Origin of the sequence: Pseudomonas sp. CFBP 13711, from assembly GCF_014842265.1 — a bacterium.
Lineage (GTDB): Bacteria > Pseudomonadota > Gammaproteobacteria > Pseudomonadales > Pseudomonadaceae > Aquipseudomonas.
This window is the reverse complement of record NZ_JACYVI010000014.1, coordinates 145274-170787: the sequence shown is the minus strand read 5'-3', so window position 1 is coordinate 170787 and position 25514 is coordinate 145274. Positions and strand designations below refer to the sequence as shown.

The following is a 25514-nucleotide window of genomic DNA, read 5'->3' as shown; positions in this document are numbered from 1 at the left end:
ACAAGACCGTGATTCTGCCTGGGATATCCGGCATGTCCCAGAACCTGTGGGAGTGAGCTTGCTCACGAAGAGGCCGGGACAGCCAGTCACTTTCTCTGGGGAATGACGGTCAGCCTTCGCGAGCAAGCTCGCTCCCACAAGACCGTGATTCTGCCTGGGATATCCGGCATGTCGCAGAACCTGTGGGAGTGAGCTTGCTCACGAAGAGGCCGGTACATCCACTACATATCCAGTGGTTGAAATACCGTCTTCGTGAGCAAGCTCCCACAAGGGCGGTGTTTAAGGCGAGACAGCAGTCTGCCCCAAGCCTCACGCTTTCTTGTCGTGGGTCGCCTGCAATTTGTAGAACGTCGCTGCCCCGCCTTCGGTGGCGTAGCCGGTGTTGTCCTGGGTGTACACGCCGGCCTTGAAGTACAGCGGCTTGCCGCTCCACGACGGGTCGAGCTTGGTGCCCCATTGCATCTCGTGGGCGTTGACCGTGAGGTTGCCGGCGGCGGTCAGGTGGATGGTGTAGGTGAAGCGCTCCTTGAGCAGCACGCCGGTCGCGACCTGAATCACCTCGGGCTCGGAGGTCGGCGTCAGGCGAAACTTGACGACGATGTTGCCGCTCTTGAGTTTTTCCTTGTACTGGTACTCAAGCTTGATCAGCGGCTCGGTGCTGCCATAGCAGTGGATCTGGCCGATGACGATCTTGCCCGTCGAGGGCACCTGGTCCACGGTCAGCGCCGCGCGCAGGAAATTGTCCGCCTGGGAGTAAACCCAGTTGTGCACCGCACCGTTGGCGTAGGTCTCACGCAATTCGGTACGGGGATAGATCGCGTTGTCAGTCCTTGACCCGGTCACCGGTGCCCAGAAGAACAAAGTGTCCCCTGAACGGAAGTAACCATCCTTGTAGCCGGCCACCAGTTTTGGCGTGTCGATAGTGGCGGCTGGGATACCGACCGGTACAGAAAGATTCCAGATGGCGAGATCAATCATGGTGCACTCATGGTGCGCGGTGCGCACAGCAAAGGAGGTGTCTGGAACAGGCCTGTCACTGCCGTTCCCGTCATCTTTGCTATCGGCTGAACCGTTTGATCTTTAGTCGTCCCCGGAGTCAAGAAACCGCCGAGCCACCTGAAGAGGCGGTTAAGGCCATCACAATGCCATTACTGGGTAAAAGTGGCCCATTGCCTTCCAGATTTGCCCAGCCAGCGTAAACCGGGCGATGAAGGCTAATTATTTGGCGCCATTTTTTTGGAGAGCGCTTAGACGGCCCTCAAAAAAATAGTTCAGCCGGCGAGCACCCACCCGACAGACGGTACGGGAAGTTCCTTCACGACTGCACTCTTCCATCGTGCTCCGCGGTCCTGAGCGCCTGGCAGGCCCCTCCCGTTCAACTGAAAATCTGGACACGCCCGCCTGCGACAATCCGCCGGGCAGGTCTCTGCCAACATTCCATTTGACGAGACCAGGGTGTAACAAGATATTATTAGTTAGCAGCCTAATAATGCAGCGCCTAATCATTCAGCTCCTAACCAAACCCACACCGCCCCAATGGCCTTTTCATGAACCCTGACACCCTGCAAATGCGCATCACCGGCGGCGTCGTCGCGGCCTCCCGGCAGTGGCGCCGCGTCTGCCAGACCACGTTGATGAACGTCGGCGTGAGCGAAGCCTGCGCGGGCCCGTTGCTGATGATCGCGCGCCTGGGTGAGGGCGTGCGCCAAGTGACGGTGGCCCAGGCCTGCGGGCTGGAAAGCCCGTCACTTGTGCGCCTGCTCGATCAGCTGTGCAAAGCCGGGCTGGTGCAGCGCACCGAAGACCCCACGGACCGCCGCGCCAAGGCCTTGAGCCTGACCGACGCCGGCCGCGCTTTGGCCAATTCCATCGAGGAAGAGCTGATCCGCCTGCGCCGCGACATCTTCAGTCACGTCGACCCGGCGGATCTTGAGGCGACGTTGCGCGTGTTCAACGCCATTGCCCAGGCCACACCGATGGCGCCGGAGTCGTCATCTTGAGCGGCCTGTTCAAAGGCTTTTTCGACGGTGTACCACCGGGCCGCGACTGGTTCTACGGCGTGCGCACGTTCGCGGCCTCGATGCTGGCGCTGTACATCGCGCTGATGATGGAACTGCCCCGCCCTTACTGGGCGATGGCAACGGTGTACATCGTTTCCAGCCCGTTCGTGGCGCCGACCAGCTCCAAGGCGCTGTACCGCGCAGCCGGCACTTTGTTGGGCGCGGCCGCTTCGGTGATGCTGGTGCCGATGTTCGTGCAGACGCCGTTTTTGCTGGCGGTGGTCATCGCGCTGTGGACCGGCACCCTGCTGTTTCTGTCCCTGCATTTGCGCACCGCCAACAGCTACGCGCTGATGCTGGCCGGCTACACGATGCCGCTGATTTCCTTTCCCGTGGTCGACAACCCCCAGGCGGTGTTCGACATCGCCGTCTCGCGCACCGAGGAGATCTTCCTCGGCATCGTCTGCGCCGCCGTGGTCGGCGCGATGTTCTGGCCACGTCGGCTGGCGCCGGTGCTGGTCGATGCGATGAGCAAGTGGTTCAAGGACGCCTCGGCTTACAGCGATCTATTTCTCTCCCGCACCGCCACGCCGGAAGCGGTCGGCGGCCTGCGCACGGCCATGGTCGGCACCTTCAACAGCCTGGAGCTGATGATCGGCCAGTTGCCCCACGAAGGCGCCCATCGCCAGACCGTGCGCAACGCCAAAGAGCTGCGCGGCCGGATGATTCACCTGCTGCCGGTGATTGATGCCCTGGACGATGCCCTTTGGGCGCTGGAGCGGCGTTCGCCCGAGCACGTCGCTGACCTTGCGCCGCTGTTGATCGAGTGCCGCGACTGGGTCGAGCAGACCGCCGAAGGCGCGCCGATCAAGTATTGGAAAGCGCTGCACGCCGAACTCGACCGCCTGCAACCGACACCCGCGCAGATCGACGATCGCCGGCAACTGCTGCTGTCGAACGCGCTGTATCGGCTGCGCGAATGGATCGACTTGTGGCAGGACTGCCGCAGCCTGCAACACGCCATCGAGACCGACGATCACTCGGCTTGGCGGGCGGTGTACCGCCATTGGCGGCTGGGGCGACTGTCGCCGTTCCTCGACCGCGGGATGATGCTGTATTCGGTGGCGACCTCGGTCAGCGCCATCATCGTCGCGTCAGTGCTGTGGATCATGCTGGGCTGGCAAGACGGCGCGAGCGCGGTGGCGCTGGCGGCGGTGTCGTGCAGCTTCTTCGCGGCGATGGACGACCCGGCGCCGCAGATCTACCGCTTCTTCTTCTGGACCATGATGTCGGTGATCTTCGCCAGCCTCTATCTGTTCGTGGTGCTGCCCAACCTGCACGACTTCCCGATGCTGGTCCTGGCGTTTTCGGTGCCGTTTATTTGCGTTGGCACCCTGACCGTGCAACCGAAGTTCTACCTCGGCACGCTGCTGACCATCGTCAATACCTCATCCTTCATCAGCATCCAGAGCGCCTACGACGCCGACTTCGTTAATTTCGTCAATTCCAACCTGGCCGGGCCGGCGGGTCTGGCGTTCGCCTTCGTCTGGACCCTGATCGTCAGGCCGTTCGGCACCGAAGTGGCGGCCAAGCGCATGACCCGCTTCAGTTGGCGCGACATCGTCTCCCTCAGCGAAGAGGCCACCTTGGCCGAGCACCGGCAAATGGGCGTGCGCATGCTCGACCGGCTGATGCAGCATCTTCCGCGTCTGGCGATCACTGCGCAGGATTCCACCAGCGCGCTGCGTGAAGCCCGCGTCGCCCTGAACATGCTGGATTTGCTGGCGTATATGCCGCGGGTTGACCCAGTGCCGCGCCAGTTGCTGCGCCAAGTGGCGACCGAAGTCGGTGCGCATTTCCGCGCCTGCCTGAAAGCCCGGGAGCGTTTGCCGGCGCCCAAAGGTCTGTTGATGACCATGGACCGCGCCCGCCGCGCGCTGACCTTCAATGGCGAGGGGGATGACGCGGCGCGGATGAATCTGCTGCACGCCCTCAGTGGCTTGCGCCTGGCGCTGCTGCCGGGGGTGGAGATCGTCGATGTGCTCGCCGAGCAGGAAGAACAACCGCCCTATGGCATCGATGGAGCGCCGTTATGATCGGTGATGTGGACATCAGCGGGATTTTCCTCCCGACCTTTCTGGTGCTGATGGGCATCGCTTACCTGATTTTTCTGGTGGTGCACGCCGTGTTGACGCGCGCCCGCTTCTACCGCCTGGTCTGGCACCGGGCTTTGTTCAACGTCGGTCTATACGCTCTGCTGCTCGGCGTCGTGGATACCCTAAGTCGATACCTGATGAAATGAAAAGACCTCTTCTGACGCTGGGCCGCGTGGTCCTGACTCTGCTGGTTGTCACCCTCGCCGCGATCGTCGTCTGGCGCATGGTGATGTATTACATGTACGCGCCCTGGACCCGCGACGGGCACATCCGCGCCGACGTCATCCAGATCGCCCCCGACGTCTCGGGGCTGATCGAGAAGGTCTTGGTGAGCGACAACCAATTGGTCAAGAAAGGCCAGTTGCTGTTCACCATCGATCAGGACCGCTTCCGCCTTGCCCTGCGCCAGGCCCAGGCCACGGTCGCCGAGCGCAAGGAGACCTGGGAACAGGCCCAGCGCGAGAACCGTCGCAATCGCAGCCTCGGCAATCTGGTCGCCCGCGAGCAGCTGGAAGAAAGCCAGTCCAAGGAAGCCCGTGCTTTGTCAGCCCTGAATGAAGCGCAAGTGGCGGTCGACTCGGCGCAACTGAATCTGGACCGCTCGGTGATCCGCAGCCCGGTGGACGGCTACCTCAACGACCGCGCGCCCCGCGACCGCGAATTCGTCAGCGCCGGGCACCCGGTGCTGTCGGTGGTGGACAGCAACTCGTTCCACATCGACGGCTACTTTGAAGAAACCAAACTGGACGGGATTCACATCGGCTCCGGCGTGGACATCCGCGTGATCGGCGACAACGCCCGCCTGCGTGGTCATGTGGTGAGCATTGTCGCGGCGATCGAAGACCGCGACCGCAGCAGCGGCTCGAACCTGCTGCCCAACGTCAATCCGGCGTTCAGCTGGGTGCGTCTGGCCCAGCGGATTCCGGTGCGCATCGCCTTTGATGAAGTACCGGCGGACTTCCGTATGATTGCCGGGCGCACGGCGACGGTGTCGATCATCGATGACGCCCGCGCAGGTGCTCAGGGAAATGACCAACCCGTCCAGCCAGGAGCGCCGAAATGAAACACCGCGCACGCCTGCTGACGGTGGGCATGAGCATGTGCATGGGTTTGCTGCTGTCGGCTTGCACGGTGGTCGGCCCGGATTACACGCTGCCCGATAAAGCCGCCGTGAATCGCCCCGACTTGCAGGGCGAACTGGCCGGTTCGTCGTCCAACGTGGTGTCGGCGCCGGTACCGGCTGACTGGTGGCGGCTGTATCACGACCCGAAACTCGATGAGCTGGTGGGTCAGGCGCTGATATCGAGCACTGACCTGCGCGTCGCGGCGGCAAACCTGCAACGGGCGCGCTTTCAGATGAGCGAGGCGGATGCGGCCGGTGGCTGGAGCGGCACGGCCAAAGCCGGGGCGCAGCGCTTGCAGGAAGCCGGTCAGGCCTATCTGCTGCCGGAAAAAGTACCGGTCGCGAACGTCGGCGATGTCGGCCTGACCACCTCGTACCAGTTCGATCTGTTCGGCGTGTTGCAGCGCGGCATCGAAGCCGCCCAGGCCAACGCCGACGCGACCCAGGCGGCGGCCGACACGGCACGCATCACGCTGGTGGCCGATGTGGTTCGCGCCTACACCCAAGTGTGTGCCGCCAACGAAGAGCGCAACATCGCCCTGCACTCCCTTGACCTGCAGAAGCAGAGCCTGAGCCTGACCCAACGCCTGCGGGACGCCGGCCGTGGCGATGAAACCCAGGTGACGCGCTCGCAAACCCAGTTCAGGTCCCTGCGTGCTGACTTGCCGCGTTACGAAGCGGCGCAGAAGTCGGCGCTGTATCGCCTGTCGATGCTCCTCGCCCGTCCGCTGAATCAGCTGCCCCAAGGGGTGGCGGAATGCGCCGAGCTGCCGCACATTGCCCAGGTCATGCCAGTGGGCGATGGCGCCGCGCTGCTCAAGCGTCGCCCCGATGTGCGCCAGGCTGAACGCCGTCTGGCGATGTCGACGGCGGCCATTGGTGTGGCGACGGGCGAGCTGTATCCCGACATCAGCATCGGCGCGACGGTGGGCACTGTGGGGATTCTCGATGAACTGGGCGATCCGTCGACCAATCGTTGGGGCTTCGGCGGGGTGATCAATTGGACCATCCCGTCCAATGGTGCGCGGGCGCGGATTCACATCGCCGAAGCGTCGAACCAAGCGGCGCTGGCGCATTTTGATGGCGTGGTGCTCAACGCCATCCGCGAGGCGCAGACCGGTTTATCCCAGTACACCGCGCTGCTGCAACGCCGCGATGCGCTGGTGGAAACCGAGGAGTCGGCGCGACAGGCGGCGGACCAGACCCATCGGTTCTTCCTCGCCGGCCGCGAATCCTTCCTCGCCGACCTGCAAGCCACCCGCACCTACACCGACGTCACCGCGCAACTGGCGGCGGCGAACACCCAGGTGGCGATGGGACAGATCGACCTGTTCCTGGCGCTGGGTGGGGGTTGGGAGAACGGGCATAAGTGAGATGCATGGTGTTCTGACTGGCCTCTTCCCGGCTGAAGCCGGTCCCACTAATTGACCGCGTGCATCCAGTGGCACTGGCTGGAACACCATTGTGGGACCGGCTTTAGCCGGGAATGCGTCGGTGGTCACACCGCAAAATTGATGTCGTTCATACCGGCCTCTTCCCGGCTGAAGCCGGTCCTACAGTAGATACGCAGTCCCACTCACGCACCGCGCATTCGCTTGCGATTGAACCCCTGCCGGCCAGCACTGCCTGAGTTTTTAATCATTCAGTCCTATCCGCCCGGAGGCACCCCCGATGCGCACGCTTGAACTGGCAGACAAAACCGTCCCCGTTATCGGTCAGGGCACCTGGCACATGGGTGAGGACCGCCATCAGTTCGAGGCGGAGGTCTCGGCGCTGCAACTGGGCATCGATCTGGGCCTGACGCTGATCGACACCGCCGAGATGTACGGCGAAGGCGGCGCCGAGGAAGTGGTCGGCCAGGCCATTGCCGGGCGCCGCGACGAGGTCATGCTGGTGAGCAAGGTCTACCCGCACAACGCCAGCCGCGCGGGCATTCCGGCGGCGTGCGAGCGCAGCCTCAAGCGCATGAAGACCGACTACATCGATCTGTATTTGCTTCACTGGGCCGGTCAGTACCCGCTGGAAGAAACCGTCGAGGCCTTCGAGCGTCTGCGCGAAGCGGGCAAGATCGGCCGCTGGGGCGTGTCCAACTTCGACGTGTCCGACCTGCTTGAGCTGGACGAGCTCGGCCTCGGCGGCGGATGTGCCACCAATCAGGTGCTGTACAACCCGGAAGAACGCGGAATCGAATATGACCTGCTGCCCTGGATGCAAACCGCCCGGATGCCGCTGATGGCGTACTGCCCGATCGGTCAGGCCGGCAACTTGCTGATGAACCCTGCCATCCTTGAAGTCGCCGAACGCCACGACGCCACCCCGGCGCAAATCAGCCTGGCGTGGGTGCTGCGTCAGGACGGCGTGATCGCCATTCCCAAGGCCGTCACGCCCCATCACCTGGAATTGAACGCCGCTGCGGTTGAGATCGAGCTGTCCATCGAGGATGAATTGTTGATTGATTCCTCATGGCCGGCGCCCCTGCGCAAGACGCGCCTGTCAATGGTCTGAACAAGACTACTGGCCGACACAAACCGTCACAAAACTGTCAAAACCCCTTGCGATGATGCCGCTTTCGATCTCGTGCCCTGCGGGGCACTTCCCGTCTGCGAGCCTTCATGAATCAACGCATCGCCCACCATCAGGACTCCGATCTGTTTGGCTTGCTGTACGGGTTCCGCTTCCGTCCCGAGGAACCCGGCCGCGAACTGGATTCGACGGCGGCGCTTGAATGCCTGCGCCAGCCCACCGCGCCGGACGAGTTTGTCTGGCTGCACCTGAACCTGACCCACGCCAGCTGTGAACGCTGGCTGAAAACCAACCTCGACCTGCCCGACGAGTTCCTCGAAGCCCTGCACGAAGGGTCGCGCTCCACGCGCATCGAACACGTCGACTCTGCCCTGCTCGCCGTGGTCAACGACGTGGTCTTCGACTTCAACCGCGTCTCCACCGACATCGCCACGATGTGGGTCTGCGTGCGCAGCAACCTGATGATCTCCGCGCGCCATCAGCCGTTGCGTTCAGTGGACCGGCTGCGCTCGTCGGTGAAACAGGGCGAAACCTTCCGCTCCCCGCTGGAACTGCTCGCCCACCTGCTGCGCGACCAGAGCGACGTGCTGAGCCAGTTCATGCGCAAGACCAGCATCAGCGTCGACAAAATCGAAGACCAGCTTCTGTCCCAACGCCTGAGCAACAACCGCTCGGAACTGGGCGCCATGCGTCGGGTGCTGGTGCGCCTGCAACGGCTGCTGGCCCTGGAACCCGGCTCGCTGATGCGCCTGCTGCACCGACCGCCGCAGTGGCTGCTGGAGGAGGATTTGCAGGAGCTGCGGCAATCCACCGAAGAGTCGGCGCTGGTGATCAGCGACCTCACCGCCCTCGGCGAACGGATCAAACTGCTGCAGGAAGAAATCGCCGCCAACCTCAACGAACAGAGCAGCCGCACGCTGTTCACCCTCACCGTCGTCACCGTGCTGGCGCTGCCGATCAACATCGTCGCGGGTTTCTTCGGCATGAACGTCGGCGGTATACCACTGGCGTCCGATCCCCATGGGTTCTGGGTGCTGGTCGCGCTGGTGGCGACGTTTACGTTTATTGCGGGAAGGTGGGCGTTTCGCAAGAGTCGTGACTATTAGCGGCAGCGTCATTAGCGCGTCCATTGGTCTCTGACCCCAGCAAATCCGCGCAAAACGTGACCCGTGTCGCATCTCTGTCACATTTTGTAATGATCATGGTCATTATCCCTCATCAACAGGATTGTGCCCCATGGCGACCCCCACACTGGCTCAAGGCTCTCTGCAACAGGGACCCGGACTGAGTGCTCAATTCGGGCGCAAGCCTGGCATGACGACGATGGTGATTTTCTTCGTTGTGCTGGCATTGGGCCTGTTCTATACCGGCTACAGCCTCAAGCAGGACATGGACGATCTGGGTACCGTCGTGCTGACCTGGACGCCGTTCATTCTGCTTGGCGTGGCATTGGTCATCGCGCTGGGCTTTGAGTTCGTCAACGGTTTCCACGACACCGCCAACGCCGTCGCGACCGTCATCTACACCCACTCTCTGCCGCCGAACTTCGCCGTGGTCTGGTCAGGAACCTTCAACTTTCTGGGCGTGCTGTTTTCCAGCGGCGCGGTGGCGTTCGGCATCATTGCCCTGCTGCCGGTCGAACTGATCCTGCAGGTCGGTTCATCGGCGGGTTACGCGATGATCTTCGCCCTGCTCATCGCCGCGATCCTGTGGAACCTCGGCACTTGGTGGCTGGGTCTGCCGGCCTCGTCTTCCCACACGCTGATCGGTTCGATCATCGGCGTCGGCATTGCCAACGCGTTGATGCATGGCCGCGACGGCACCAGCGGCGTGGACTGGTCCCAGGCGACCAAGGTCGGTTATTCGCTGCTGCTCTCGCCGCTGGTGGGCTTCACCTGCGCCGCACTGTTGCTGATGGCGCTGCGCATGTTCGTGAAGAACCGCGCGCTGTACAAAGCGCCGGAAGGCAACAAGCCGCCGCCGATCTGGATTCGTGGTCTGTTGATCCTGACTTGCACCGGCGTTTCCTTCGCCCACGGCTCGAACGACGGCCAGAAAGGCATGGGTCTGATCATGCTGATTCTGGTGGGTACGCTGCCCATGGCTTACGCGCTGAACCGCGCCATGCCGGCCGATCAATCGGTGCAATTCGCTGCAGTCGCCCAGGTCACTCAACAGGCCCTGACCAAAGCGGCGCCGCTTCCCGCGCCGGCCGATTCCCGCCAGACGCTGTCGACTTACATCCGCGACAAGCAGGCCACGCCTGACCTGATCCCTGCGCTGGCGGTGATGGCCGGCAAGATCGGCGATCAGGTCGCCAGTTACGGATCACTGGCCAAGGTGCCAGCCGAAGCCACGGCCAACGTACGAAACGACATGTACCTGACGTCGGAAGCCATCCGTGTGATGGACAAGAACAAGGTCGGTAACTTCGACGCCGACACCCAGGCCAAAGTCGACACGTTCAAGGAGCAAATTGATACCGCGACGCGCTTCATTCCGCTGTGGGTCAAGGTGGCCGTAGCGATCGCGCTGGGCCTGGGCACCATGGTGGGCTGGAAACGCATCGTGATCACGGTCGGGGAAAAGATCGGCAAAACCCACCTGACCTACGCCCAGGGCGCATCGGCTGAAGTCGTTGCGATGCTGACCATTGGCGCGGCGGACATGTATGGATTGCCGGTCTCGACCACCCACGTTCTGTCCTCGGGCGTGGCCGGCAGCATGGTCGCCAACGGGGCCGGCCTGCAGATGCGCACCTTGCGCAATCTGGCGATGGCATGGGTGCTGACTCTGCCTGCCGCGATCCTGTTGTCGGGCAGCCTGTACTGGCTGTTCACCCAGATTTTCTGATGTCGAAGCGTCTCCCGTACTCTCCTTCAGGCGCTTCGGCGCCTGTTTTTTTGCGCGGTGTTCTGACCCGGCGCAGGTCTGTAACTCGCCCTAAATCAGGTAGGCGGGTTTGACAGGCCCACTGCAGATTCGCGTGGAATGCACGACTTGTGGGAGTGAGCTTGCTCACGAAGACGGCGTTTCAGGCGCCGAGAATGCAGCGGTTGTTCCGGCTCCTTCGTGAGCAAGCTCACTCCCACAAGATCTTACCCGTCAGCTGCATCTTCAAAGGATACAAATCCGGGCATATCTCTAACGGTTATAAAAATATGGGATTCAGTTCTTTTACGGAATAAATCGGAGCCTTTATAACGGGTGCACTTGTCACAAGCCCACCGATTCCGCTCGAAGGATTTCTCATGGATGTTTTCTGGTTTCTACCGACACACGGCGACGGCCATTACCTGGGCACGACCAAGGGCGCGCGCCCGGTCACGCTCAATTACCTGAAGCAGGTCGCCCAGGCCGCCGATGATCTGGGTTACCACGGCGTGCTGATTCCGACCGGCCGCTCCTGCGAAGACTCCTGGGTGATCGCATCGGCCCTCGTGCCGCTGACCGAGCGTTTGCGTTATCTGGTAGCGATTCGTCCGGGGATCATTTCTCCGACCGTCTCCGCGCGCATGGCCGCGACGCTGGATCGTTTGTCCGGTGGACGCCTGCTGATCAACGTCGTGACCGGTGGCGACCCGGATGAAAACCGTGGCGACGGCAGCTTCCTCGATCACAGCGAGCGCTACGAAGTCACCGACGAATTCCTGAAGATCTGGCGCCGTGTGTTGCAGGGCGAAGCCGTGGACTTCGAAGGCAAGCACCTGAAAGTGCAGAACGCCAAAGCCCTGTACCCGCCGATCCAGAAGCCCTATCCGCCGCTGTATTTTGGTGGTTCCTCCGAGGCGGCCCACGAACTGGCCGCCGAGCAGGTCGATGTGTATCTCACTTGGGGCGAGCCCCCTGCCGCCGTGGCCGAGAAGCTGGCGGACGTGCGTGAGCGCGCCGCACGCAACGGTCGCACTGTCAAGTTCGGCATCCGGCTGCACGTCATCGTCCGCGAGACCAGCGAAGAAGCCTGGAAAGCCGCGGACACCCTGATCGAGCACATCAGCGACGAAACCATCGCCGCCGCGCAGAAATCCTTCTCGCGGTTCGACTCCGAAGGCCAGCGCCGCATGGCCGCGCTGCACGACGGTCGTCGCGACAACCTGGAAATCGCCCCGAACCTGTGGGCCGGCGTCGGCCTGGTACGGGGCGGTGCGGGCACAGCGCTGGTGGGCAATCCCCAGGAAGTCGCCGCGCGGATCAAGGAATACGCAGACCTGGGCATCGAAAGCTTCATCTTCTCCGGCTACCCGCACCTGGAAGAAGCCTATCGCTTCGCCGAGCTGGTGTTCCCGCTGTTGCCCGAGCCGTATCGGAGCCTCGCAGGCCGCGGCATCACCAACCTCACCGGCCCGTTCGGCGAGATGATTGCCAACGACTTGCCGCCGCAGAAGTAAGTTTCACCGCCCCCCCTGGAAAACAACCGCCTGCTGCGCGCCCGCGCAGCATGTGGGAAGCGGTTGATCTGCCAGCGCGACAACGGCCATCGCGACAAGGAGTCCTTCATGACAGCCAGCTTACCGTTCCAACCACAAGTGATCCCCATGCAGCTATTGACCCTACCGCCCTCGCCGGCCCTGGCCACTTCGATCCGCGCCACCGCGCAGGTGTTCGAGGACCCGAGGTCCCAGGCGCTGCTGGCCCACATTGAACAAGTCGCGCCCAGTGATGCCAGCGTGCTGATCATCGGCGAAACCGGCACCGGCAAAGAGCTGGTGGCGCGGCACATTCACAACCTGAGCAGCCGTCGCCACCAGCCGTTCGTAGCCGTCAACTGCGGTGCGTTTTCAGAATCGCTGGTGGAAGCCGAGCTGTTCGGCCAGGAAAAAGGCGCGTTCACCGGCGCCCTCACCGCCAAGGCCGGCTGGTTCGAAGAAGCCAACGGCGGCACGCTGTTTCTCGACGAAATCGGCGATCTGCCCCTGGCGATTCAGGTCAAGCTGCTGCGCGTCCTGCAGGAGCGCGAAGTGGTGCGGCTGGGTTCGCGCAAAAGCACGCCGATCAACGTGCGGGTTCTGGCGGCGACCAACGTGCAACTGGAACGCGCGATCAACGCCGGGCATTTTCGCGAAGACCTGTTCTACCGCCTGAATGTCGTCAATCTGGAGCTGAGCACCCTGCGCGAACGGCCGGGCGACATCATGCCGCTGAGCCGGCACTTCATCGACGTCTACAGCCAGCGTCTGGGTTGCGGACCGATTCAGATCAGCGCGGATGCCGAGCACAAGCTGCGCACCTACGGCTGGCCGGGGAATATCCGCGAGCTGGAAAACGTCATTCACCACACCCTGCTGATCTGCCGCAACGGCGTGATTCAGTCGAGCGACCTGCGCCTGTCGAACCTGCGCCTTGAACGCCAGGAAGACTCAGCCCCCGCCGTCGACGATTCCACCGACGCCCTGCTGGCCCGGGCGTTCCAGCGTCTGTTCGAGGAGCAGGCCGGCGCGCTGCACGAGAAGGTCGAAGACGCCCTGTTGCGCGCGGCCTATCGCTTCAGCCACTACAACCAGGTGCACACCGCGCAACTGCTGGGGTTGAGTCGCAACGTCGTGCGCGCGCGGCTGATCAAGATCGGCGAACTGGCCGTCAACAAGCGCCGTCCCGGTGAACAGACCCAGGGTGAGCAGATGCTGCATTTGTCGGTGTGATCCCACAGCGATGCAACCTGTAGGACTGCGCTCACCCCTGACGCGGTCCTACGATTTCCCCCGCCACTTCGTACGCGTTGAAGATCATCGACGTGGCACGGTGTCGACGAATCAACTCCCACATGTCCCCTTCGCCCTGCTCGGCGTTTTCGAACGCACGCTCGCAGTCGGTCTTCGACAGCCATTGCACATGGCTCAGCACCCGCTGACGGTCTTCGCTGACCTGCACGCTGGCGCGGACGAAGCCTGGGTAGGTCCGCGTAAACTGCTCGAAACGCTCGTTGAGCGCACCGACCAGCCCGGCCTGATGCTGCGGGTCGACAGCGAACTCAACGAACTGACTGTACGGAAGATGGGCGGCTGCTGGTGTCATGAACGTTCTCCACAGATGACGGTTGTTGCTGAACAGGGTGCTGCGCGAACCGGTATGGCCCCCTACGTTTCTTGCGCCGGTGGCCCACTTGCCAAGGCGGTCCGGCCAAGGGATGCTGCGCAGGATAAAACCTCCAGTTAACTGGAGGTCAAGCGTCGTTCGGCACACAGGAAGATTGCATGCTTACCCAGGACATCCCGCCCATCGCCCGCGAACTCACCGTCGGCCAGCTGTCCGCCCGCAGCGGCGTGGCCATCACCGCGCTGCGCTTTTACGAGGCCAAAGGCCTGATCAGCAGCCAGCGCAACGCCGGCAATCAGCGTCGCTACCCCAGGGACGTGCTGCGTCGGGTGGCCTTGATCAAAACCGCCCAGCGCCTGGGCATTCCGCTGGCGACCATCCAGACCGCGCTGCAGACCCTGCCCCAGGACCGACCGCCCAGCCTTGACGACTGGACCCGGTTATCCGAGCGCTGGAAAACCGATCTGGATGAACGCATCAACCGCCTCACCGCCCTGCGCGACCAACTCAATGGCTGCATCGGCTGCGGCTGCCTGTCGATGGAGGCCTGCCCGCTGCGCAACTTCGGCGACAGCCTGAGCGAGCAAGGCGCCGGGCCGCGCCTGCTGGATCAGGATTGAAGGTTCTGCGGACTGACCAAGGTGCCGGCCAACGTCTGGTCCGCCAGTGACAGATGCATCTGCTGCATCGCTTGATTGAGCTGGTTGGTGGCCTGAATGAGCGAGTTGGTCATGGCCATGATTTCCATCTGCAACTGGCGCATTTTGCCCTCCCGGGCGCGGGGCGAGAGCGACCGGTCGCTCATGAACGCGTGCATGTCCTGCATGCGTTTGGCAATGCGCTCCTGAATCGAGCGGATCAGCTTGAGCTGCTCCTTGATCCGGTCAGGCAAGTGGGTGGCGTCGATGTCGGCGTTCTTGTCACCCTTCTTCGGCACCCTCTGCGCGTCCGGCGAGAGCAGCACTTCGATACCCTGGCGCACCTGCTCGGCGGCGCTGGCGGTCTGACTTGCGTCGTCGGCGGCTGTAGAAGTGGACACGACGGAGGGCGGCAGCAGCAGCAGTGCTGCCTCCGCAGGATTTCTGAAACTCAAGCTCAACATGAACGATGGCCTCCATAGCCCTGTGCACTCGCTGACGTCCCTGTCGCCTCTTGATGAAAAGCGGGCGGTCTTACCGGGTCGATATTGGGCTTTCGGCTCGTTCGGAGCGTGCTTTAGGAGGGGTTGCGGAAAGTGTGTCGTGGTCGACACAATTTCCTGCGGCTTCACGACGGTACGGTGCTCAACGCCGCCAACCGCGCCGCCAGCGCTTTGGCCTGCAACGCCACGTCGGTTACGGCGGTGCTTTCCCACCACAGACCACGCAAGGGCGGGCCCATGGCATAAAGCCGCGTTGAGGCACGCCCCTCGGCGTCCATGACCGCGCCCCCCGCATCGGCGGCAATGCCCAGCGCCAGCGGCCCCGGCTGAATCAGGCCGCGCGCCAGCAGATTGCGCGGCAGCGCACGGTCGACCCGGCGCCAGTCGTATTGAATGCCGGTCGAGTTGATCAGCGCTGCGCCGCTCTCTTTGCTGGCCGTGTCCTGGCCGCGATAGCGAACGCTGATGGAGACCTGTCGGGCCTCGGCGCCCTCAACGCTGAGCAACGAGGCGGCGTGGATGTGCAGGCGCCCTTCGTCGATCAGCCTGTCCAGCAAGTGCGCGCTGGGCGGCGGCGAGCGGTGGTGATGGCTTTCCCACCACGGACGGATATGGCGTACGAATTGGCGGCGCTGCAGGTCAGACGCCTGACTCCACAGCCGTGGAATATGCACGCGCACAGTGTCGAGCGGCGCCTGCCAGTCGATGCCCTGCTCCGCCGCTTGAGCGCACTGCTCGCGCAAGGCCCTGACCAGTTGCCGGGTACTGCGAATGTTCGGGTCGGCGGCGAGGAAGTCCGGCCACGTTGGCGGCTGACGGCGCACGTGGGGCAGCAGGCCGTGGCGTGAAAACACGTCGATGGGCCCAAGGTGACCGGCTTGCTCCAGGGACACCACGGCGTCGACCATGGTCAGGCCCGAGCCGATGATCAGCACGCGGCCCTGGGGGTCGAGCTGGCCCATGGCGCTTACGTCCCACGGATCAACAGCGGCGGCATTAAGGGCGTTTGAATCGCGCTGGGGCGTGCGCGCGGCGGCGAACATGCCCGTCGCCAGTACGCCGAAGCGGCCGGTCAAGTGCTCGCCGCTCGCGAGGGTCAGGCGCAGGCCGGCTGCGTGAGTCTGCAGGTCGGTGACTTCACCGCGCACGTGTTCAACGGTCGAACCGTAACGCTCGCCGACCACCCGCGCCTCGGCCAGGCGCTGCTGAACGTACAGACCGAAGATCCCGCGGGGCGGAAACAGCTCGGCCACCGGCACGTGCTGCTGATCAGACTCCGGCCAGCCGCCGGCGGCGATGTAGTCGGTCAGCCAGCGGGTCAGATCGTCTATATCGTCCGGGTCAACGCTCATGCGCGCGGCGTTGCCGTTCAGCGTGTGGCCCAGCTCGGTGGCGCTGTAGGCCTCGCCCCGGCCCAACTCGCTGCGTGATTCGACGATCATGATCCGCCGCTGGACCGGCAGGCGCAGCAGCTGCACCGCCAGCATCGTGCCGCTGAGGCCACCGCCGACGATGAGGATGTCGGCGTCAGGTCCCTTGTGTGCAGCGCTCATTGCGTCTCCCCTTCTCTTCGCCCCGCGGGCGCACACCGCTGATTATGAACAGCGTGGCAGCGGATTCAAGCCGACGTCAGCCCTTGCGTTTCATGTCCAGCCGCCGCAGATGGCAGGTCACTTCTTCGCGGTCGTGGTAAAGCTGCTTGCAACCGATAGCGACCTTGACGCCGCGCGCCTTGAAGCCGTCTTCGATGCGCTCCAGCAGGCGTCGCACTTCGGCGTAGCGCTGTTTCATCGGCAACTTCAGATTGACCACGGCCTCGCGGCACAGACCTTCGCCCAGCCAGGTTTCCAGCAGCGCGGCGTTGCGTGCGGGCTTCTCGACGATGTCGCAGACCATCCAGTCCACCGGCTGACGCGGCTTGAAGGTAAAACCGTCCGCCATCAAGTGCTGCACCAGCCCGGTGTCCATGAGGCTTTCGGCCATCGGTCCGTTATCGATGGCGGTGACCAGCATGCCGCGCCGCACCAGTTGATAGGTCCAGCCACCGGGGGCTGCACCGAGGTCGACGCCGGTCATGTCGCCCGACAGACGCTCGTCCCACTGATCCCGGGGGATGAAGTGGTGCCAGGCCTCTTCCAGCTTGAGGGTGGAGCGGCTCGGCGCTTCCCGGGGAAATTTCAGGCGTGGAATGCCCATGGGCCACATCGCTGAATTATCTGCGTCGGCCAGCCCGAGGAACACTTCGCGCCCGCTTTTGAACGTCAGCAGCAAACGCGGCAGGCTCGGGTTGTCGACCAGTTTGCCGGCCTTCTCCAGCGCCTTGCGCAACGGTGCTTCGAACTTGCGGCAGAAGGTCGAGAGCTCCTTGCCGTCGTTGGTGTCGACCACTTCCAGCCACAGGCTGCCGCACGGCGCAAAGCCGGCCACGTGCTCGAGGATTACGCTGATGCGGTCGGTTTCGGGAAGCTGGACAAACCCGCCACGGGCCCACTGCCGGGGGAAAATCAGCTCGCGGAACTTCAGGCTATTCATCAGCCGTTCCGCGCCATCGGCCTCGGTGCAGATGAATTCGGCACAGGCGGCGTCAGTCTTGGCCTTGGCGTAGCCGGACACCTCAAGGCGAGCGGCGTGCTCGCTGAGTTCCGAGCAGACCTCGCTTTCGAAGCCGGGGCGGCAATGCATGAAAAGGGTGTTCACGGGACGGTCTCCTCGCGCGCCACGAATCAGGTCGCGGCGCAAGCTGTACATGAGGATTAACCTCAATGACTCGAAAGCGGCGCATGATAGCCGAATCAGGAACCACTGGCTCAGCCGGCGGGTCCAGTACTACTCAATGAGCATTTAAAGGCGCCGCCCAGAGCGCCGAAGCAAGACCCGTCTTACCGTCGATCGCCCGTCCGCGCGTACTGCACGGACCGTCAAGGAGTCAGTCATGCCCTCCCTCGATAGCCTGAAAAGCCTCAAAACCCTCGAAGTCAGCAACAAGACCTACCACTACTTCAGCCTCCCGGATGCCGCGCGCACGCTGGGCAATCTCGACAAATTGCCGATGTCGCTCAAGGTGCTGCTGGAAAACCTGCTGCGCTGGGAAGACAACCACACGGTGACCGGCGACGACCTCAAGGCCCTAGCCGACTGGCTGACCGAGCGCAAATCCCATCGGGAAATCCAGTACCGCCCCGCGCGCGTGCTGATGCAGGATTTCACCGGCGTGCCGGCCGTGGTTGACCTCGCCGCCATGCGCGCGGCCGTGGCCAAGGCCGGTGGCGATCCGCAGCGCATCAACCCGCTGTCGCCGGTGGATCTGGTCATCGATCACTCGGTCATGGTTGACCGCTTCGGCGACGACAAGGCCTTCGGCGAGAACGTCGACATCGAGATGCAGCGCAACGGTGAGCGTTACGCGTTCCTGCGCTGGGGCCAGAACGCCTTCGATAACTTCAGCGTGGTGCCGCCGGGCACCGGGATCTGCCACCAGGTCAACCTGGAATACCTCGGCCGCACCGTGTGGACCAAGGAAGAAGACGGCCGCACCTACGCCTTCCCGGACACGCTGGTCGGTACCGATTCCCACACCACCATGATCAACGGCCTCGGCGTACTGGGCTGGGGCGTCGGTGGTATCGAGGCGGAAGCGGCCATGCTCGGCCAGCCGGTGTCGATGCTGATTCCGGAAGTCATCGGCTTCAAGCTCACCGGCAAACTGCGCGAAGGCATCACCGCCACCGACCTGGTGCTGACCGTGACGCAAATGCTGCGCAAGAAAGGCGTGGTCGGTAAGTTCGTCGAATTCTATGGCGATGGCCTGGCGGACTTGCCGCTGGCGGATCGGGCCACCATTGCCAACATGGCCCCGGAATACGGCGCGACGTGCGGGTTCTTCCCAGTCGACGACGTCACGCTGGATTACCTGCGCCTGTCGGGCCGTCCGGACGAAACGGTGCAATTGGTTGAGGCCTATTGCAAGGCCCAGGGCCTGTGGCGCCTGCCCGGTCAGGAACCGGCGTTCACCGATGCGCTGGAGCTGGACATGGGTTCTGTCGTGGCCAGCCTCGCAGGGCCAAAACGTCCGCAAGACCGCGTTCCCCTTCCCGATGTGTCCAAGGCCTTCAGCGACTTCCTGGGCCTGGCGGTCAGCCCGAGCAAACACGAAGAAGGCCGACTGGAGAGCGAAGGTGGCGGCGGTGTCGCGGTGGGCAATGCGGCGCAGGTGGGCGAGGCTGAGTATGAATATAACGGCCAGACCTATCGCCTGAAGAACGGCGCGGTGGTCATTGCGGCGATCACGTCCTGCACCAACACCTCCAACCCCAGCGTGATGATGGCGGCCGGCCTGCTGGCGAAAAAAGCCGTGGAGAAAGGCTTGACGCGCAAACCCTGGGTGAAGAGCTCGCTGGCGCCCGGCTCGAAGGTGGTGACCGACTACTACAACGCGGCTGGTCTCACCCAGTATCTCGATCAGTTGGGCTTCGACCTGGTGGGTTATGGCTGCACCACCTGCATCGGCAACTCGGGGCCGCTTCCTGACCCGATCGAAAAGGCCATTCAGCAGTCGGACCTGACCGTTGCGTCGGTGCTGTCGGGCAACCGCAATTTCGAAGGCCGCGTGCACCCGCTGGTGAAAACCAACTGGCTGGCCTCGCCGCCGCTGGTGGTCGCTTACGCCTTGGCCGGCACCGTGCGCACCGACCTGAGCAGCGAACCCCTGGGCGAAGGCAGCGACGGCCAGCCGGTGTACCTGCGCGATATCTGGCCAACCCAGCAGGAAATCGCCGAGGCGGTCTTGAACGTCAGCACCAGCATGTTTCACAAGGAATACGCCGAGGTGTTTGCCGGTGACGAGCAGTGGCAGGCCATTGAGGTGCCCGAGGCGGCGACCTACGTCTGGCAGCCGGACTCGACCTACATTCAGCACCCGCCGTTTTTCGAGGACGTCGCCGGGCCATTGCCGGTCATCGCCGACGTGCAGCAGGCTCGCGTGCTGGCGGTGCTGGGCGACTCGGTGACCACCGACCACATCTCACCTGCGGGCAACATCAAACTCGACAGCCCGGCCGGGCGTTATCTGCGCAGCAAGGGCGTGGAATACAAGGACTTCAACTCCTACGGCTCGCGGCGCGGCAACCATGAGGTGATGATGCGCGGCACCTTCGCCAACATCCGCATTCGCAACGAAATGCTCGGCGGTGAAGAAGGCGGCTACACGCTGCACGTGCCCACCGACGAGAAGCTGCCGATCTATGACGCGGCCATGCGTTATCAGGACGAAGGCACGCCGCTGGTGGTCATTGCCGGTCAGGAATACGGCACGGGCTCCAGTCGCGACTGGGCGGCGAAAGGCACAAATCTGCTGGGCGTCAAGGCAGTCATCGCCGAGAGTTTCGAGCGCATTCACCGGTCCAATCTGGTCGGCATGGGTGTCCTGCCGCTGCAGTTCAAGGCAGGCGAAAGCCGCAAAACCCTGGGCCTGACCGGCAAGGAAGTGCTGAACATCACCGGGCTCACCGGCGCCACGCTGCAACCGGGCATGAGCTTGGCGGTGCAGATCACCCGGGAGGACGGGCAGCAGGAAAACATCAACGTGCTGTGCCGGATCGATACCCTGAATGAAGTGGAGTACTTCAAGGCGGGAGGGATTCTGCATTACGTCTTGCGGCAGCTGATTGCGTCCTGAGCCTCACCCCTGCTGAAGCCGGTCTCGCTGTCAGTGGGACTGGCTTTAGCCGGGAAGGCGTCAGATGCCACAACGCAATATCAATGGTGCTCAAACCGGCCTCTTCCCGGCTGAAGCCGGTCCTACGGGCACATCGCGTGCTGTTAGTGGGACCGGCTTTAGCCGGGAAGGCGTCGTCTGCCTCACCGCAAATTGCCAGCGTCTAACCCAAATCCCTTGTTATCAGAAACGCCCTACACGACCTTCGCCCTGCATCCACGAAACAATCGGACCAGCTCCCCGTTGATCCGACATACACACGCGTTTAATCAACGTTAAAATCGCCAGCCTATTCCGACGCTCAAGGACGACTTCATGTCGGTGCAACGCTGGACTTCCCTCCTTCTGCTCTCTCTCGGCTACTGCCTGGCGCTGCTTTACGGCCAGCTCAGCGTTCCCGTGGTCATCACGTTCGGACTGCTGATCATGGCCGGCATCTGCGTCAGCCATTTCCAGCACCGCGCCGTGCGCCTCTTCGGCCACGCCCTGTTTATTGCAATGGCAGCGGGGCTGGCCAGTCACTGGCTGCCCGGTTTCCTCAGCGCAAGGGCGATTGCCGGCGTGCGCCTCAGCCCCGAGGCCGCGCCGTATTCGATGTACCTGAATCTCGACAAGCCCCTTATCGGCTTCTGGATCGCCATCACCTGCCCCTGGGTGTTTATCGCATTCAGTCCCCGACGCTGGCTGGGCGTCACCAGCATCGCCTTGCCCGTCACCGCCGCAGCGTGTCTATCAACGGCGCTGCTGATGGGCCTCGTCGGCTGGTCGCCCAAGTGGCCCGAGCAAACGGGCATCTGGGCGCTGAACAACCTGCTATTGGTCGCGCTGACCGAGGAACTGCTCTTTCGCGGTTACCTGCAAGGCAGCCTGAAAAGATGGCTGCAACACTTGCCCTGCCACGACGCCCTGGCCATCGGGACAGCCTCGCTGCTGTTCGGTCTTGCGCACATCGGTGCTGGCTGGGAATGGGCGCTTCTGGCGGGCATCGCAGGTGTGGGTTATGGCGTTGCCTATCGACTGGGCGGCCTGCCCGCTGCCGTGCTCACCCACTTCGGCCTGAACCTGCTGCATTTCAGCCTGTTCACCTATCCGATGTTCGATCGCTGAAGAACCGCCCGCGACACCCAACCTATGACGCAGTTCACAAAAGCTTAATTTTTTTCGCTTCGGGCCGATAACTCTTCACAGCCTTCCTGGATCGAATAGCTCATGCGAAATAACCAGCCCATCACTCAACGCGAACGGACCTTCCCGGCGCAGCAACGGTTGATCTCCACCACCGATGCGCGCGGCGTCATCACCTATTGCAACGACGCCTTCATTGAAATCAGCGGTTTTTCCCAAGATGAATTGATCAAATCACCGCACAACACCGTGCGCCATCCGGACGTGCCGACAGCGGTATTCGAACACATGTGGGCCACCCTCAAGCAGGGCCAGCCGTGGATGGGGATCGTCAAGAACCGCTGCAAGAACGGCGACCACTATTGGGTCAACGCTTACGTCACGCCAGTCTTCGAGAACAAACAGGTCGTGGGCTTCGAGTCCGTGCGTATCAAGCCGACCGCTGAACAGGTGCGTCGCGCCGAATCGCTCTACAAACGTCTGAACAGCGGCAAAAGCGCGGTGCCAAGCCGTGACAAGTGGCTGCCGCTGTTGCAGGACTGGCTGCCGTTCATCCTGGTGAGCCAGGTGAGTTTTTTGATTGGCGTGTGGCTGAATTCCCATTGGGGTTTCCTGCTCGCCGCCGCAGTGTCCGTACCGCTTGGCCTGCTGGGGTTGAGCTGGCAACAGCGTGGCCTCAAGCGCCTGCTGCGCCTGGCCGAGCAAACCACCTCCGACCCGTTGATCGCGCAGATGTACACCGACAGTCGCGGCGCACAGGCGCGGCTGGAGATGTCGATCCTCAGCCAGGAAGCGCGTCTCAAGACCTGCCTTACCCGCCTGCAGGACACCGCCGAACACCTCAACGACCAGGCGCGTCAGTCCGACACCCTCGCGCAGGCCAGCTCCACCGGCCTGGAACGTCAGCGCGTCGAAACCGAACAGGTCGCCACCGCCGTCAACCAGATGGCCGCGACCACCCAGGAAGTGGCCAATCACGTGCAGCGCACCGCTGACGCCACGCAACAGGCCAACGAACTGACCCGTCGCGGCCGCGAGATCGCCAGCGACACCCGCGAAGCCATCCAGCGTCTCTCGGCTTCGGTGGGCGAAACCGGCCTGACCGTCACTCAGCTGGCGAAAGACAGCGACGAAATCGGTGGCGTCGTCGACGTCATCAAAGGCATCGCCGACCAGACCAACCTGTTGGCCCTCAACGCCGCCATCGAAGCCGCCCGCGCGGGCGAAATGGGTCGCGGCTTTGCTGTCGTCGCCGATGAAGTCCGCCAACTGGCGCAACGCACCACCGAGTCGACCGGCCAGATCCACGCCCTCATCGCCAAGCTGCAACAGACGGCTACCAACGCGGTTCAGACCATGAACACAGGCCGGCGCCAGGCCGAAGAAGGCGTCGAGCAGGTCATGGAAGCCGACAGGGCGTTGGTAGGCATCAGCGACGCAGTGGCCAACATCACCGACATGACCACGCAGATCGCCGCCGCCACCGAAGAGCAAAGCTCGGTGGCAGAAGAAGTCAGCCGCAACATCAGCACCATCGCGCACCTGGCCGACCAGACCTCCGACGAAGCCCGTCGCTCTGCCACGCTCAGTGCCGAACTGACCCAAACTGCTCACACGCAATACTCCTTGGTGGAACGCTTTAACCGCTGAGTGATTGGTGGGTTATGCGAAGGCCCCGGCAGATTGTCTGCCGGGGCCTTTTTGTTTGTATTGGGGTTTTAAGTAGGACATTTCTGAAAATCATTTGGGGAAGCAGTTTTTGGTTTGAAGCGGGGGTTTGGCTGTTGACAGGGTTTGTAGACCTCTATTAGTTGATTATTGAAAGACGATAAATAGTTACCACCACGGGTGGAGTATTTGTTGATCTGGATAATCAATTTAATGCGCACTCTTTCTGCGGATGGAAAGTAGAGGGGTGTGCTTGATGGAGAAACTTATGAAAACTGAAGACCTTGGCTCCCCGTTCGTCCTCGCAGCTGAGCAGGACGGCTTAGTACCTACCAGCGAACTCGAAAATGATCTAATGATCACTTTTGACGTGCCGGACTTCGTGAAAACCGGCGACTCGTACCAGCTGTTGCTTAACAATATAGAAGTTGGCCCCAGCCAACCCTTTCCGATACTTGATCCGGAAACTAGCGCCAAGGTGACTGCTCACATTCCAAGGAACGAATTTGTCGGTGATGGCATGTACGAAATTGCCTACCGATACATTACTTACCCTGGCGGAAACACCGCGGATTCCAAACCTGCGTTGATTCACGTCGACCGCACCAAACCCGGCGCCACCCTCCTCGCTCCCCTCATCTTCGCCACCGCCACCTTCGGCGATCAACTCGTCGGCCTGCTCCCTGGCTACGCCGGCATGGAACCGGGCGATGTCATCCAGACATTACTCAACGGCGTCGAAGGCCCCGCCCATCAGGTCCAGGCGGAAGAGCTCAACCTCCGACCCGTCGAAATCGTTTTCAGCCGCGAAGACCTGCAAACCCATGCAGCTGAAACCGTGTCCATCGAGTACGTCGTCACCGACCGGGCGGGCAATGCATCCATCACTAGCCTGCCGACCCTGGTTTCACTTAAATTGTAACCAGCTTTCCCGCTATTCAACTGAATACTAAAAGTAACTACCTCCACGCTAATGCGTGGAGGTTTTGTCAACAAAATCGCCAGAGAAAAATAATTTAAATTATTTTTTGTCATCTCGATTCCACAGAACCTACATCTCCGTAGGAAGCGTCTGATGGACTATCAAAATTTTATAGACTACGCGCGATACATAATTATTTAAATCGCTCAAAAACACCGTGAAAAGCGCCGAATTCACATATCAAAAATATATTCAACCACGAATTTTTTTCGGAGAAGCCATGCAATCCCATGCACTTCGCTTGTTTGACAGTCCTATTTTTCGAATCGATCATAGGCATGTGCAGCGCCGCAGTCCTACAAGCAAGCGCCAACACCCAATCCTGTAATCCTCGCACTAGCGATCTGATCAAGGAGTTCCAATGGACGATGAAACGGATATCCAGCCGCCACCCCACTCGCAGCCGAATGAGTCCGATAACGATAACAAGGTAACACTGCCTAACCCGAGAACGACCCGCAGGAAGAAAGGCAAATCACCCGACAAGAGTTCCATCCCGCTCTACGAAGATCTGCAGGCAATACCGCCCGCGGGCAAGAGTGCGGCTGAACAGGCGTTGGTCTACGCCGGCCAGCTTCAGAATGCCCCGGGATTTCCCTGGCATCACGAGATGAAGCACCCGCCTCCGGCGCCGGTATTCGAAGCGCCTTTCATCACCGGTGCCGACCCCGAAGGCCCGACCGACGCACAGCTGCACGTGGGCATCTACATCAATATCCCGCGCTCACCGAAGCTGTGGTTCGGGGATCACCTGAAGCTGCGCTGGGGCCACAACACCTTCTACACCACCATCGGCAAGGTAGAAGGCCGCAAAGGCCCTCGCCTGGTTCAGTACCTCAACAATGAAACCTTGGCGGACTACGAAAGCGGATGCGTCGAGGTGCGCTATGAAGTGGTACGGCGCGCCAAGCTCGTCGGCATTTCGGAAACGCTGACCGTCAACTTGCCGCGCCTGAGGAAGCGACGCGGCAAAGGCTCGCCTCCGGGCCGTCCACCGCGACGGCGCCGGATGCAGCCAAAACCCTAAGCCCACGTAAAAAAGCCCCGACT

Annotated in this window: 21 protein-coding genes; 16 read left to right on the top strand and 5 right to left on the bottom strand. The window is 62.3% G+C overall.

The annotated features are described in order from the left end of the window. Positions 1 to 309 precede the first annotated feature (309 nt). A complete protein-coding gene (locus tag IFT47_RS22915; RefSeq protein ID WP_192174238.1) occupies positions 310 to 978 on the bottom strand; it encodes a polysaccharide lyase family 7 protein in 669 nt (222 codons plus the stop codon). Positions 979 to 1547: 569 nt separating this feature from the next. Here IFT47_RS22915 and IFT47_RS22910 point away from each other — a divergent pair. The 10 genes from IFT47_RS22910 to IFT47_RS22865 all read left to right on the top strand — a co-directional run bounded on the left by IFT47_RS22910 (position 1548) and on the right by IFT47_RS22865 (position 13441). Next, the gene (locus IFT47_RS22910; RefSeq protein ID WP_192174237.1) at positions 1548 to 2000 is read left to right on the top strand and encodes a MarR family winged helix-turn-helix transcriptional regulator; all 453 of its coding nucleotides are present in this window, start codon (positions 1548 to 1550) and stop codon (positions 1998 to 2000) included. Positions 2001 to 2005: 5 nt separating this feature from the next. Beyond that, on the top strand, positions 2006 to 4096 hold the full coding sequence (locus IFT47_RS22905; RefSeq protein ID WP_192174254.1) for an FUSC family protein: 2091 nt from the start codon (positions 2006 to 2008) through the stop codon (positions 4094 to 4096). Next, positions 4093 to 4302 (top strand): DUF1656 domain-containing protein, encoded by a 210-nt coding sequence (locus IFT47_RS22900; RefSeq protein WP_065988670.1) that lies wholly within the window; start codon positions 4093 to 4095, stop codon positions 4300 to 4302. The genes IFT47_RS22905 and IFT47_RS22900 overlap by 4 nt, the downstream gene beginning before the upstream one ends. Beyond that, positions 4299 to 5219 (top strand): efflux RND transporter periplasmic adaptor subunit, encoded by a 921-nt coding sequence (locus tag IFT47_RS22895; RefSeq protein WP_192174236.1) that lies wholly within the window; start codon positions 4299 to 4301, stop codon positions 5217 to 5219. The genes IFT47_RS22900 and IFT47_RS22895 overlap by 4 nt, the downstream gene beginning before the upstream one ends. Next, a complete protein-coding gene (locus IFT47_RS22890) occupies positions 5216 to 6652 on the top strand; it encodes an efflux transporter outer membrane subunit (RefSeq protein WP_192174235.1) in 1437 nt (478 codons plus the stop codon). The genes IFT47_RS22895 and IFT47_RS22890 overlap by 4 nt, the downstream gene beginning before the upstream one ends. 298 nt (positions 6653 to 6950) lie before the next feature. Further along, positions 6951 to 7784, top strand: a complete 834-nt coding sequence (locus IFT47_RS22885; RefSeq protein WP_192174234.1) for an aldo/keto reductase — start codon at positions 6951 to 6953, stop codon at positions 7782 to 7784. A 107-nt stretch (positions 7785 to 7891) separates the two neighbouring features. Beyond that, positions 7892 to 8908, top strand: coding sequence for a transporter (locus IFT47_RS22880; protein WP_192174233.1), 1017 nt, complete (start codon positions 7892 to 7894; stop codon positions 8906 to 8908). 130 nt (positions 8909 to 9038) lie between these two features. Further along, complete coding sequence (locus IFT47_RS22875; RefSeq protein ID WP_192174232.1) at positions 9039 to 10655, top strand: inorganic phosphate transporter; 1617 nt, start codon at positions 9039 to 9041, stop codon at positions 10653 to 10655. 398 nt (positions 10656 to 11053) lie between these two features. After that, entirely contained in the window at positions 11054 to 12190 is a 1137-nt protein-coding gene (gene ssuD / locus IFT47_RS22870) for an FMNH2-dependent alkanesulfonate monooxygenase (RefSeq protein ID WP_192174231.1), read from the top strand. Positions 12191 to 12337: 147 nt separating this feature from the next. After that, on the top strand, positions 12338 to 13441 hold the full coding sequence (locus IFT47_RS22865; protein WP_192174253.1) for a sigma-54 interaction domain-containing protein: 1104 nt from the start codon (positions 12338 to 12340) through the stop codon (positions 13439 to 13441). 31 nt (positions 13442 to 13472) lie between these two features. On the opposite strand, the gene IFT47_RS22860 is transcribed toward IFT47_RS22865, so the two are convergent. Beyond that, the gene (locus tag IFT47_RS22860; RefSeq protein ID WP_192174230.1) at positions 13473 to 13814 is read right to left on the bottom strand and encodes an antibiotic biosynthesis monooxygenase; all 342 of its coding nucleotides are present in this window, start codon (positions 13812 to 13814) and stop codon (positions 13473 to 13475) included. A gap of 179 nt (positions 13815 to 13993) precedes the next feature. On the opposite strand from IFT47_RS22860, the gene soxR reads away from it, so the two are divergent. After that, complete coding sequence (soxR, locus tag IFT47_RS22855; protein ID WP_192174229.1) at positions 13994 to 14455, top strand: redox-sensitive transcriptional activator SoxR; 462 nt, start codon at positions 13994 to 13996, stop codon at positions 14453 to 14455. Here the strand turns inward: soxR and IFT47_RS22850 are convergent. The 3 genes from IFT47_RS22850 to rlmM form a co-directional block, all read right to left on the bottom strand. Next, on the bottom strand, positions 14446 to 14937 hold the full coding sequence (locus IFT47_RS22850; RefSeq protein ID WP_192174228.1) for a hypothetical protein: 492 nt from the start codon (positions 14935 to 14937) through the stop codon (positions 14446 to 14448). The two genes, soxR and IFT47_RS22850, sit on opposite strands and share 10 nt — an antisense overlap. 164 nt (positions 14938 to 15101) lie before the next feature. Then, positions 15102 to 16529 (bottom strand): FAD/NAD(P)-binding protein, encoded by a 1428-nt coding sequence (locus IFT47_RS22845; protein WP_192174227.1) that lies wholly within the window; start codon positions 16527 to 16529, stop codon positions 15102 to 15104. 76 nt (positions 16530 to 16605) lie between these two features. Continuing rightward, positions 16606 to 17673, bottom strand: a complete 1068-nt coding sequence (gene rlmM / locus IFT47_RS22840; RefSeq protein WP_192174226.1) for a 23S rRNA (cytidine(2498)-2'-O)-methyltransferase RlmM — start codon at positions 17671 to 17673, stop codon at positions 16606 to 16608. A 235-nt stretch (positions 17674 to 17908) separates the two neighbouring features. On the opposite strand from rlmM, the gene acnA reads away from it, so the two are divergent. The 5 genes from acnA to IFT47_RS22815 all read left to right on the top strand — a co-directional run bounded on the left by acnA (position 17909) and on the right by IFT47_RS22815 (position 25491). After that, the gene (gene acnA, locus IFT47_RS22835; RefSeq protein ID WP_192174225.1) at positions 17909 to 20650 is read left to right on the top strand and encodes an aconitate hydratase AcnA; all 2742 of its coding nucleotides are present in this window, start codon (positions 17909 to 17911) and stop codon (positions 20648 to 20650) included. Positions 20651 to 21004: 354 nt separating this feature from the next. Continuing rightward, positions 21005 to 21796: a CPBP family intramembrane glutamic endopeptidase gene (locus IFT47_RS22830; RefSeq protein ID WP_192174224.1), complete on the top strand. Its 792-nt coding sequence runs from the start codon at positions 21005 to 21007 to the stop codon at positions 21794 to 21796. 102 nt (positions 21797 to 21898) lie between these two features. Beyond that, entirely contained in the window at positions 21899 to 23464 is a 1566-nt protein-coding gene (locus IFT47_RS22825) for a methyl-accepting chemotaxis protein (RefSeq protein ID WP_192174223.1), read from the top strand. A 286-nt stretch (positions 23465 to 23750) separates the two neighbouring features. After that, complete coding sequence (locus IFT47_RS22820; RefSeq protein ID WP_192174222.1) at positions 23751 to 24404, top strand: hypothetical protein; 654 nt, start codon at positions 23751 to 23753, stop codon at positions 24402 to 24404. Positions 24405 to 24825: 421 nt separating this feature from the next. Then, positions 24826 to 25491 carry a hypothetical protein gene (locus tag IFT47_RS22815; RefSeq protein WP_192174221.1) on the top strand — a complete coding sequence of 222 codons (666 nt, stop codon included), beginning with the start codon at positions 24826 to 24828 and terminating at the stop codon, positions 25489 to 25491. The last annotated feature ends 23 nt before the right edge of the window (positions 25492 to 25514 follow it).